Source organism: Sporolactobacillus caesalpiniae (assembly GCF_040513385.1).
Lineage (GTDB): Bacteria > Bacillota > Bacilli > Bacillales > Sporolactobacillaceae > Sporolactobacillus.
Window position 1 is genome coordinate 1 of sequence record NZ_JBEVCB010000002.1, and the last position, 11,832, is coordinate 11,832.

The 11,832-nt window shown below is 44.7% G+C and carries 9 protein-coding genes and 1 pseudogene; all 10 read right to left on the minus strand.

What is annotated here, in order from left to right; all coding sequences use genetic code 11:
• Positions 1-627: 627 nt before the first annotated feature.
• The 10 genes and pseudogenes from recA to pcp all read right to left on the minus strand — a co-directional run bounded on the left by recA (position 628) and on the right by pcp (position 11,831).
• Positions 628-1,677 (minus strand): recombinase RecA, encoded by a 1,050-nt coding sequence (gene recA, locus ABWW58_RS03470; protein ID WP_093669444.1) that lies wholly within the window; start codon positions 1,675-1,677, stop codon positions 628-630.
• Between the two features lie 92 nt (positions 1,678-1,769).
• A complete protein-coding gene (locus ABWW58_RS03475) occupies positions 1,770-3,017 on the minus strand; it encodes a competence/damage-inducible protein A (RefSeq protein WP_353867864.1) in 1,248 nt (415 codons plus the stop codon).
• Between the two features lie 85 nt (positions 3,018-3,102).
• On the minus strand, positions 3,103-3,681 hold the full coding sequence (gene pgsA, locus ABWW58_RS03480; protein WP_093669448.1) for a CDP-diacylglycerol--glycerol-3-phosphate 3-phosphatidyltransferase: 579 nt from the start codon (positions 3,679-3,681) through the stop codon (positions 3,103-3,105).
• Positions 3,682-3,803: 122 nt separating this feature from the next.
• Entirely contained in the window at positions 3,804-4,682 is an 879-nt protein-coding gene (locus tag ABWW58_RS03485) for a helix-turn-helix domain-containing protein (RefSeq protein ID WP_093669450.1), read from the minus strand.
• A gap of 15 nt (positions 4,683-4,697) precedes the next feature.
• A complete protein-coding gene (locus tag ABWW58_RS03490) occupies positions 4,698-5,480 on the minus strand; it encodes a DUF3388 domain-containing protein (protein WP_353867865.1) in 783 nt (260 codons plus the stop codon).
• Between the two features lie 209 nt (positions 5,481-5,689).
• Positions 5,690-5,890, minus strand: a pseudogene (locus ABWW58_RS03495) (DUF3243 family protein); the annotation flags it as partial.
• Positions 5,891-6,026: 136 nt separating this feature from the next.
• Positions 6,027-6,755, minus strand: a complete 729-nt coding sequence (ymfI, locus tag ABWW58_RS03500; protein ID WP_353867866.1) for an elongation factor P 5-aminopentanone reductase — start codon at positions 6,753-6,755, stop codon at positions 6,027-6,029.
• Between the two features lie 29 nt (positions 6,756-6,784).
• Positions 6,785-9,094: a DNA translocase FtsK gene (locus tag ABWW58_RS03505; RefSeq protein ID WP_353867867.1), complete on the minus strand. Its 2,310-nt coding sequence runs from the start codon at positions 9,092-9,094 to the stop codon at positions 6,785-6,787.
• A 288-nt stretch (positions 9,095-9,382) separates the two neighbouring features.
• Positions 9,383-11,050 carry a ribonuclease J gene (locus ABWW58_RS03510; protein WP_353867868.1) on the minus strand — a complete coding sequence of 556 codons (1,668 nt, stop codon included), beginning with the start codon at positions 11,048-11,050 and terminating at the stop codon, positions 9,383-9,385.
• A gap of 139 nt (positions 11,051-11,189) precedes the next feature.
• A complete protein-coding gene (gene pcp / locus ABWW58_RS03515) occupies positions 11,190-11,831 on the minus strand; it encodes a pyroglutamyl-peptidase I (RefSeq protein ID WP_093669460.1) in 642 nt (213 codons plus the stop codon).
• Between the last annotated feature and the right edge of the window lies 1 nt (position 11,832).

An 11,832-nucleotide genomic window follows, 5' to 3' on the forward strand; every position in this document is an offset into this window, starting at 1 on the left:
GAAGGCAAGTTTTCTAATAAATCATTCTGGTCCTTAATTCAGTATCGCGGAGTAAAATAAGCGGAGATTTTCCGCTTATTTGCATCCTAGCGCTTGTTTCACAGGTAAATAAGAGTAATTTATCCGGTTAAGCACAGGAAAAGCCTCTATTTTCACGTTTTTTGATTCGATAAGCGGAATTTCTCCGTCTATTTAAGCGATTTTTTCATTCATTTTCTAATTAAGGGTAATTTTTCCGTTTATTTCTCAGATTGGGCGCTTACCTGATCGCCCAACCGAATCTTATGACCTTATCGTCGTACCGGCAAACCAAAACGCCATACTTTCTTAACTTGTGAGAAAAATCAGGCTGTGCTTGGTCCTTAAACCATCCTGATTTTTGTGTACGCTCCGATTGCTCGCTTACCGCGGCGATCCGGGAGCCTCCTCAAACAAACAATTATCTGCGGGGTCTCTTTGTCTCGCGATCAACAGAGACGCTCCCGCAGACGTCTCTCGAACGGATTTATTGATAAAATGCCGCTTTTCGTATACTACAAGGCAGAATCTTACACTTTCTTTGCCCGTAAAAAAAACTTGTGCCCACATATCAAGGCACAAGTTTAAAAAGGTTGTTTATTTTAGCATTCATTCTTTTTCGGGCAGCGGTTCGGCTTCTGCCGCAGGTTCTTCGCTTGCACTGCCGTCCAGATTATAATGCGCGCGAATTTGCTGCTTGATCTCCGCCTTCACCGATTCGTTTTCCTTCAGATATAGCTTCGAATTCTCACGACCTTGACCTAAGCGTTCTTTATTGTAGGAATACCATGATCCGCTTTTCTCAACAATATCAAGATCTGCGCCGATATCAAGAATTTCACCTTCTTGAGAAATGCCTTGCCCATACATGATATCAACTTCAGCTTGTTTGAACGGAGGAGCGACCTTGTTCTTAACTACTTTAATTCTCGCTCTGTTCCCGACAATGTCATTGCCAAGTTTCAATTGTTCGGCGCGGCGCACTTCAAGCCGCACTGAAGCATAAAATTTAAGGGCGCGACCGCCGGGGGTTACTTCAGGATTTCCAAACATAATGCCCACTTTTTCACGGATTTGGTTGATGAAAATAGCCGTTGTCTTCGATTTACTGATCGCTCCCGAAAGCTTTCTCAACGCTTGTGACATCAAACGCGCTTGAAGACCGACGTGTGCGTCGCCCATTTCCCCTTCAATTTCCGCTTTCGGCACTAATGCCGCTACCGAATCAATAACGATAATATCAACCGCACCGCTGCGGACAAGCGCTTCGGCAATCTCAAGTGCTTGTTCCCCGGTATCCGGTTGAGAGAGAAGCAACTCATCAATATTCACACCTAAATGCTCAGCATAAACCGGATCAAGTGCATGTTCAGCGTCAATAAATGCCGCTTGTCCACCGCCCTGCTGTGCTTCGGCAATTGCATGAAGGGCAACTGTTGTTTTACCTGAAGATTCAGGTCCGTATATTTCAATGATACGTCCGCGCGGATAACCGCCGACGCCCAATGCTATATCTAAAGCCAAGGAACCGCTGGATACTGTGGATACACGCTGTTCCGGCCTTTCTCCCAACCTCATAATTGAACCTTTGCCAAACTGTTTCTCAATTTGACGCAGTGCACTATCAAGTGCTGCTTTTCGTTCGTTTTTTTCAGCCATGATTGTGGTTCATCTCCTTCAACATTCTTTTCCTAATCATACCGTTTTTTCTTTATAAGTACAAGTGTTCTGCGAATGTTTATTCGTTTTTGTCAACAGCCAATAATCGGAAGATTTCTTAAATGCCTTCTCACGATGTCGTAGCCTGTCTTTGTTGACTGAATTCTGATCTTTTGCCGTGATCCGTTAAATTGGAAGCGGTAGCTTTCCGATCCATTACTATCTGAAAAACCGATATAAACGGTTCCGACATCCTTTCCCTCACTTTTGTCAGGGCCTGCGACGCCTGTGAATGAAACACCAAAATCCGATCCGCACAGCTTTCTTACAGACGCAGCCAAATGCTTCGCGCAACTCGCGCTTACAGCCCCATCCGTCTTCAGCACCTCTTGAGGAACAGCAAGCACCTGATGTTTCACTTGATTCGTATAGCAGACAATACCGCCGTTCAAAATAGACGATGCGCCTGGGAAAGCTGCCATCCAATCGGCTGCCATCCCCCCGGTCAGACTTTCAGCGAAAGCAATCGTTTTTTTCTGCTCGCGCAGCAGTTCAAAAACAATTTCTGGAAGCGACTCTTCGTTGTAGCCGTATAAATACTGACCGACACGCGTGTCAATCTTGGCTTCAATCGCATCAAGCATAGCTTCTGCTTGATCTAACTGTTCATGTTTTGCGGTCAATCTTAATGTGACCTCACTCTCTTTGGCGAGCGGTGCGATCGTTGGATTTGACTGCGCGTCGATCAAATCAATGATTTGGGTTTCCAACTGAGACTCGCCAATTCCAAAGAAACGGAGTACACGCGACTGAATATGTTCTTCGTTACGGCTCGCTAAGTAAAGACGCGCAAAATCAAGAAACATCGGTTTCATTTCCGATGGAACACCGGGCATCAGCAAGTACAAATGCCGACTTGTATCCACAATCATGCCTGGAGCCATGCCATGATGATTGGGCAGCACATGGCTTCCCTCAACCACAAGCGCCTGCTTTTTATTGTTCTCTGTCATCTCGCGGCCGGTCACTTTGAAGTACTCAAGTATACTTTCCATCGCTTCCTGATCCGTGACCAAATTTCTTCCTAGTACATGAGCGACAGTCTCTTTTGTGAGATCATCTTTGGTAGGTCCAAGCCCTCCTGTGAAAATCAGCAGATCAGCTCTTTTTTCAGCGTTCTTAATTACATCGATCATTCGCCCTTCGTTGTCGCCGCATACTGTGTGAAAATAAACATCAATACCTAGCGCGGCCAAATGTTCAGAAATGAACTGAGCATTCGTATTAGCAATCTGTCCAAGTAAAAGCTCCGAACCGACGGCAATAATTTCTGCATTCATGAACAAGAACTCCTATCATCCGTTTTCACATCTATTATTCTCTCATTATTATCAAGCACAGAAACCCGCAAAGCAAGGTGCAACTTTATTTGGAACGCAAAACAATTTCGCGGTTTTTATAGAAATAATCTGCACCTGAAAGCACCGTAAGAATTACGGCAATCCAAAGTACTATCTGATCCAGCGGGAAACCGTTGACTCCAAAAGGCACATTATTAAACAAAAAGAGAATAATAGCGACCATTTGGGAGAATGTCTTCCACTTGGCAATCTTACTCGCAGCGATCACTTCACCTTCTTCAACTGCGACAAGACGGAGTCCGGTTACAGCAAATTCACGCGCGAGAATCAGAATAACCAGCCATGAATCCATTCTGCCCAGTCCGACAAAGGCAACAAACGCGCTCATGACAAGCAGTTTGTCCGCAAGCGGGTCAAGTAATTTCCCAAAATTAGAAACCAAGTGGTACTTACGCGCCAGTTGACCGTCAAGCCAATCGGTGAATGAAGCGAGTACAAAAATAACCGCGGCGAGAAGTTGCGCTACCGGAAGCTGGTAGCTTCCCGAACCAAGACTGCCCATAGGAATTGGGGCCAATAGCAGAACTAAAAAGATTGGGATCATGATCATTCGAGTCACAGTTAACTTATTGGCGATATTCATTTAGAAGTCCTCCTAAAAGTAAATGATCAGAATACGTGACGATACCTCTGACAAAGTATGCCTGTCGCATAATCAAAAAAAGTGAGCCGCCGCAGTGGGCTGGCTCCAATAAGAATGTTTGTTCACTTGCTGAAATTAATTAAAAGGATCTGCACTGTGTTCTCATTTGGAAGCTCGACCGTTTTCCCGTTAACCTTCAGCTCTGTACCCGGTGCATTGCCGAATTTGAGATACAGTGTCTGAACGTCGGCAGCATCAAAGTGATACGACTTTTTGCCGTTCGTAGTGACGGTACCTTCAGCAATTTGTTTATGTGTCTGGTTGTCTTGTGCTGCAAACCAAGCGGGAGAACCGGATTTAGCTGTGACGGTAACATCAAATTTATCAGTTCCGGACAACGTATAGGTAGTCGTCGTTCCTTCTTCTTTGTCCTTCTTCAGTACCTGTTCGGAAGAGGAGTCTGAGCTGCTCGCTGAATCCGAAGAACTAGATGATGAACTGCTTGGAGGAGCACTATCCCCTTTGTATTGAACAGAATTGCTGCTGCTCTGATCCGCGGATGACTTCGATTGGTTTCCTGCGAGATGAGTCACCAAAATATAAACAATCATCAGCGCGATTAAGATGAAAACAACAACGATCGCCTTATTGACGAATGAAGACCAATTTTTCGCTCTCACTGCACGTCCACGCAGTGATTTCGGTGAATGTTCATTCTCACTTCCATCCGGTGGTTTCACATGCGTTTCAACGTGTTGGCGTTCAACCTTGGGCATATCGCTCGGATACTGTTCCGTCAAGCTCTTAAAATCCAACCCCACAGTCTCGGCGTAGCTCTTGATAAACGCTCTCGTATAAAATTCGCCGGGGAGTTTGCCATAATCGCCGTCCTCAATTGCTTTCAAATAACGTCTTTGAATTTTTGTTTGCTCTTGAAGTTCATCCAGAGACAGATTTTTCTGCTCACGAGCTTCTTTAAGCACTTGACCTAGTTCACTCAATCCTAACACCTGCCATTATGAATTAAAATAAGGCCATGAAAAATACGAAGTCGGTGAAACTCCATGTGAAATTTCCTCTTCTCGATGGCTTCGAAGCTCAATAATATAATCAAAATCATTCATAGAAAACTCTGTTCCTGTTACAAAGGTATCCGGATGTTCGATGACTTTGGTAACGGGTAGTCTCATCAGTTCTCTTATCAACGACCAATGACTTTCTGAGCCGGATCTCTTGGAAACAGCTCCATCGATGACAAAAATATGCTCTTGAGAACGTTCATCGTCAGACAGTCTTGTTCGGATTGTTTGCTTCAAAAGTGTTGATGAGATAAATTGCCAGCGTTTATTTGCAGACACACTTGCTGCTATGATCGACTCCGATTTACCTACTCTAGGGAGGCCCCGAATGCCGAGAAGGGGATGATTTGGCATTTTAAATACCTCTGCCATAAAATCAACAAGCAAACCAATTTCATCACGAGAAAAGCGGAATGTTTTGCGGTCTCCTGTATCTCTCTCTATATAGCGTCCATGGCGTACTGCCAGACGATCTCCGAGCGTCGGTTGCCGGACTTTGGTCAGATAAATGGTCTCCATTTTCTTAATTGCAATCAGGAACTGTTCCATTTGCTTATCGTCTTGAGAGACAACCAGCAGCCCGCGGCGCTCGTGATCAACCCCGTTGATGGTAAGAATATTGATTCCGAGCGTCCCGAGTAGCGAGGAAACTTCTCCGAGTAATCCAGGCCTGTTCTTATGTATTTCGTATTCCAAATACCATTCTTTACCGTCGGACACCAAGAAGTTTCCTCCTTCGATTTAACGTGTTTTGCGGGTATCCTTATCAGAACAGTCATTTCAAGTTCAAAGGTCACGACACAAATAAAAAAACATATCATAAAATCAATACCTATGCTATTAATATTATCATATCTTCACTATTTTAACGATACGATCAATAAAAAAAGAAACGCACATGACGTCTCTTTTTGCGAATCGCTTAATGATCACATCGATTGACGTACACGTACGGAATCTGAAATGAGCATTTTCCTGATAAACCGTGCGAGGACAAGATGTTCAAGTTTACCTGCCGCCGTCCATAGATCCATTAACATGCGATCCGGATCGTTTTTCGGATCTACATGTTCACCTAAATAGTCACCAACTATCTTGGCAAAAGACGCGATGGTATCCTCACTCGTGCCAAGATTTTCTGCTTATTCGACCCGATCACCAAGAAGTTCTGTCCAACGGTTCCAGTTATCCCATGATGAGGTGCCCACCCCTTTTGTGTGATCCTGTTTAGGATTCCAAAAAGGGCACCACTATCCAAATAAATGTTTAGCAATGCCACGCACCATTGATCGAAATCACTTGACCACTGATATAATCGGCAGAAGAACTCATGAGAAAATTAATTAATGAAGCAACCTCTTCAGGTGCCGCCATTCGCCCCATTGGAATTTCATTCTTCACAAGCTGAATATCCTCAGCGCTGAACAGATCCATCATCGGTGTATCCACCGCTCCTGGAGCAACTGCATTCACTGTGATTCCACTTGGTGCAGCCTCTTTTGCCAATGCTTTAACAAAAGCATTCTGTCCACCTTTAACCATAGAGTAAAGTACTTCGGTAGCTGCCCCTTCTAATCCCCATATTGATGAAACAAGCAGGATCTTGCCTTTTTTCTCATGAATCATTGGTTGAATCAGTTGCTGCAAAAGTCGAAACGGGCTGGTCAGCTGCAGTTGAATGGTTTTCTTGATCGTCTCTGCATTTGTGTCTTGAAAGAGGCTGATTTCACTGTTGCCGCAGGCATATACGACTCCAGTTACTTGATTATAAAGCTGCTCAATCAACTGATCCGGTCCGCCTACATCCGAGAGATCCGCATGAACACAAATAAAGTTCTGATTTGCATAGTTTTCTCTAAGTTCGCAAGCAAGTTGTTCTGCTGCTTCTTTTGACGAATGATAATGCAAATAAAGCGAAGCACCTGACTGTGCAAGCGCACGTGCTGCCGCACCGCCAATCGCTCCACTTGCCCCGGTAACCAATATATTCTTCATCTTTTCCACTCCGTTATCAGTGATTCACCTTATCTTCCGCTTACTTCATCGCTCTGCTTCGGCACAAGAACCGAACGCGGTTTACTTCCTTCGTATGGTCCGACAATATGCCGATCTTCCATAGCGTCTATTAATCGCGCGGCTCGAGTGTAGCCAATCCGAAATCTTCGTTGCAGCATGGAGACACTTGCAGTCTGCATGCTGACCACGAGCTGCACGGCGTCGTCAAACAGATCGTCTTCCACCTTCTCTTGAGGTTGTTCCGGTTGTTCAGAAGGAATCATGTCTTTCCTGTAATTTGCTTTCTGTTGTCCAACTACATGATTAACGACAGCTTCAACTTCCTCGTCCGACAAAAATGCGCCTTGAATGCGCACCGGTTTCGAAGCACCAATGGGAAGAAAGAGCATGTCTCCTTTTCCCAACAGTTTTTCCGCCCCGCCGGAATCAAGAATGGTTCTTGAGTCCATCATAGATGATACACTAAAAGCGATACGTGATGGAATATTTGCCTTGATGACGCCGGTAATGATATCCACAGAAGGACGCTGTGTCGCTATAATCAAATGAATTCCAGCTGCGCGGGCCATTTGAGCGAGTCGCGTCACGGTTTCTTCAACATCCTTTGATGCGACCATCATTAAATCGGCAAGTTCATCAATAATCACGACGATGTAGGGCATCAGCGGCTGTTTCTCTTCATGATCCTGATTAAATTTTCGAACGGCGTCATTATAGCTTTCCAAATTTCGTGTGCCGCTCTCTGAAAAAAGTTCATAACGCCTTTCCATTTCGCCAAGCACATTTTTAAGTCCTAAAGCCGCTTTGGCCGGATCGGTCACAACCGGTGTTAGAAGATGTGGTATTCCATTATAGACATTTAATTCGACCATTTTAGGATCGATCATGAACAATTTCACTTCGCTCGGCTTGGTGCGCATGAGCAGTGTAATAATAATACCATTGATACACACGCTTTTGCCGCTGCCTGTTGCTCCGGCAACAAGCAAATGCGGCATTCGGTTAAGATCCGCCAGAATGGGTTCTCCGGAAATGTCCCGTCCAAGTCCTATTGTCAGTTTTGACAGCGCACGCTTCGCATTCTTTGACTCTAACACTTCTCTAAGACAAACCATAGCGACTTCCTGATTAGGCACTTCGATACCGACGGCCGACTTGCCCGGAATTGGCGCTTCAATACGAATATCTTTGGCGGCAAGAGCAAGCGCCAAATCATCACTGAGACTGAGTATACGACTGACTTTCACCCCTGCTTCAGGGTAAACTTCATAGCGCGTGACCGCCGGGCCGAGATGAACCTCCTTAACAGTCGCGCGCACTCCAAAGCTTTCAAAAGTTCTTTCGAGTGTCCGGACATTTTCAGCGATATGCCTGCGTTCTGTATTTTGCGCGTTTTTTCCAGGCATGCGCAGTAATGTTAGCGGCGGCAGCTGATAGTCTTCATTTTCGACAGGAATTTGTGAAAAGTCAGGAGGAGCATCCGCATCTTCACTTTCTTCATAATCCTCCGCAGACAGCTGTTTGCTCTCTATTGGCGCAGGGTCAGGTACTTCCATTGATGTCTCATTAAAGTCATGGATTTCCGGCTCTTGGCCATGCGATTCAATAGATTCCTCAACGTCTGCAGAAGAATCTGCTTCCGGATGAGTTTCAGGCTTTTTCTTCTCCTTTTTCTCCCTTTTGAAAAACTGGCTTAATGAATTTCGCCAATTCGTTCCACTTTTCTTCATTGAACGGAACATACCACCAAACAGCTTTTGCGTAAGATCACGCAGGGAGTGTCCGGTAATCAGGATTATGGAAACAAGAACAAGGAATGCTGTCATAAAATAAGTTCCGGTTGTGGAAAAGAGGTAATAAAAAAAAGCAAAGCCAATCGAACCGATCAATCCGCCGCCAAGTCCCTGACTCGGAATGGCTCCGGACAACTCGCCGCGGAACAATAAAAAGGTGTTGAAAATTACCGACCGATTTTGCCAGACATTAGTTGCAGACAACGCCTCAAATAGACGTACATGACTGACCAGAAGTAATGTGAACGTGAGCAAATACATTCCTGAAAGTCTTCGTGTAAAGAATTCCGGCTGTTTTCTAAAAAAAATATAATAAACGGAGAGCACAAGGAAGTAGAGGAGGAGAAGCACCCACCAATCACCGGTGAACAACCGTGCCGCTTCTTTAATAACTTCTCCGGCAACGCCTAAATTGCTTATCCCGATACAGGTCAGCGCGAACATGCAGAGACCGCCTACCTCATAGATCAGCGTCTCCTTCCAACCAATACTCGCGCGCGTGCGCTTCCTTTTCTTCTTAGCCATAATTTCCTCGCACCTCATTCATTTCTTATCCAAGCCTTGCTTGTCCTACAGACTTTCTGTCTTTAATTTACTCTAAATGTATGTTTTTGGCAAAGCATTACTGATATAGGTATTCATGCTTAGACAAAGGCTGAGCCACCGGTACTCCGAGTTTCGTTGCATGCCGACTACACATATCTTTAGTGAAAATTCTATTTATTGTTGGATATTTTTTATCGCCGACCAGCAAATACTCATTTTATCTAGGATTTTTTCGTGCAAAAAAGCCGGGGCTTTAGAGCCCGGCTTTTAGAATTCCATGATAATTGGCAATATCATTGGACGGCGTTTGGTTTTATCAAAAAAATAACGACTTAACGAATCTCTTATTCCACTCTTTAGCGATGACCACTCAGATACGTGCTGTGTCAAAGATTTGGACAGCACATCGGAAACGATATGATTAGCTTGATCTAAAAGATCTTCTGATTCACGCACATAGACAAATCCACGGGTGATGATTTCAGGTCCGGCAAGTATTTTTTTCGTTCTGCGTCCTAAAGTGACCACGACGATTACTGTACCATCCTGAGAGAGCAGGCGGCGGTCTCTTAACACAATATTTCCAACATCGCCAACACCAAGCCCATCAACAAGCAGTTGCCCTGCCGGAACTGAATCAGACGACCTTGCCTCTCCATTAATGAATTCGACTACATCGCCTTTGTCTAACAAGAACGTGTGACTTGCAGGTATGCCCATTGATTCAGCAATAGCCTGATTGGCTTTCATCATCTTAAATTCACCATCAATTGGAATCACATAGTTCGGCCGAGTCAGCTGCAGCATCAATTTAATATCTTCCGCAGAACCATGACCCGAGACATGAACATCTTTACCAAAAACAACTTGCGCGCCTTCACTCATCAGTTGATCAATCGCGTTCGTTACTGTTTTTTCATTACTTGGTGTCAAAGATGCAGCATAAATAATCAGATCGTGCTCCTTAAGTCTCAGCTTCTTATGCAAATGATTAGCAATATTCGACAATGGTGTTAATGGATCTCCGTCCGGACCACTTGTCAAAATCGCAAGTTCCTCTTTCGGATGCTTGAGTGATTTTTCCCAATTAATTAACATGTCTTGGGGAATGTCAAGAAATCCTTCTCTAGCAGCAATTGAAACGACCCGCTCCAAATATTTTCCGTCTAATGCAACCTTGCGATTATGAAGCGCGCATGCATTGAAAAATTGCTGAATGCGGTGAATGTTGGTTGCATGAATCGCAACGATCACTCGTCCTTCCGCAGAGTAGAGAATATGGTTGAAGCGATCGCCAACTAGTGAATCGGAAGCCGCTTTGCCAGGGATCTCTGCGTGTTTGCTGTCGGAAAGCAAGCATAGAACTCCTCGATCTCCGAATCCCGAAATTTTGCTGACATCTGTTCGGATTCCTCCGACCGGTGTGAAATCGAATTTGTAATCTCCAGTATGAACAATATATCCTTGCGCAGTTTGAATGGCAAAGCCGACAGCGTCAGGAACACTATGATAGGTTCTGAAGCAGTCAATCATACATTGTCCCACTTTCAAACGCTTGTCTGGATTGATCGTATTAAATAAATCTTTTGGGAGACTTACACCCACTTTTCGGAGACTCTCCCACACAAGTGCAAGCGTCAACCGGGTTCCATAAATCGGAACCTTTAGCTCTTTCATTAGATAAGGCAGACCGCCGATGTTCGCCTGATGGCCATGTGTCAGAAACAAACCTTGAATCTGATCACGCCTTTCAACCAGATAGGAAACATCGGGAATTACCGTGTCAACTCCAAGCATGTCTTCATGTGGATGCATTAATCCCGCATCAATAATATAAATGTCATGATTTACTTCAATGACTGTCATATTATTCCCAATTTCGCCAACGCCGCCCATTGCATAAATTTTCACGCTGTCTTTCTTAGCATGTGTCAATGGGCATTCCTCCTATTAAGTTGAGCAGTCATCGCTATTGACCCGAACTAATCATTGATTTTATTATACCCAATCCCTATCGCAAAGTACAATTTTTCTAATCGTTCTTTTTGCAACAGGTTCAATTACTTAGAATGAGTCAGATGGACTTGCTAAGGTCGTTTATTTGCGAAAAAGCGTTTGCTGAAATAATTGCGGTTCGCCTGATCGCCTCTGTCAGCAAATCAATGTCCAAGCTCGGCGCGTCGTCAACTGTAATCTGTTCCGGTAAAAAAGGAACATGAATAAAACCGCCGACTATCGGTTTTCCTGACTTTTGCAGCTCATGCATCAATTTATAGAAAACATGGTTGCAGACAAAAGATCCCGCATTCTCCGACAGCTCGGCAGGTATGCCCAATTCTGTAAGCGAAACTACAATGTCATGGACTGGTAAGCTCGATCCATAGTGTTGCGGACCATCCTCTAAAATCCGCTGTCCGCTGAGAACAACTCCTTCATTATCCGCATTTTCCGAATCGCTCATATTTGTCGCGTAAAGTTCTGGAGTAATTGCCTTGCGGCCACCGGCTTGTCCAACTGCAATAATGACGTCAGGACAAATCACGCGTGCTGATGCGAAGAGCCGGTCAGCCGCCTCTCTGTATGAAACCGGAAGCTTCGTTGCAAAAAGCTCAACTGTGTCAGTAGCCTGAATGCCATCTAGGCGTCTTACCGCTTCCCAAGAAGGATTTAGCTCACTTCCCCCGAATGGCGCGAAGCCGCTTAATAATACTCTCATC

Coding starts and splice junctions, on each gene's coding strand:
- recA (WP_093669444.1), bottom strand. CDS start 1,677: ATGGCTGAAAAAAACGAACGAAAAGCAGCACTTGATAGTGCACTGCGT.
- ABWW58_RS03475 (WP_353867864.1), bottom strand. CDS start 3,017: ATGAATGCAGAAATTATTGCCGTCGGTTCGGAGCTTTTACTTGGACAG.
- pgsA (WP_093669448.1), bottom strand. CDS start 3,681: ATGAATATCGCCAATAAGTTAACTGTGACTCGAATGATCATGATCCCA.
- ymfI (WP_353867866.1), bottom strand. CDS start 6,755: ATGAAGAATATATTGGTTACCGGGGCAAGTGGAGCGATTGGCGGTGCG.
- ABWW58_RS03505 (WP_353867867.1), bottom strand. CDS start 9,094: ATGGCTAAGAAGAAAAGGAAGCGCACGCGCGCGAGTATTGGTTGGAAG.
- pcp (WP_093669460.1), bottom strand. CDS start 11,831: ATGAGAGTATTATTAAGCGGCTTCGCGCCATTCGGGGGAAGTGAGCTA.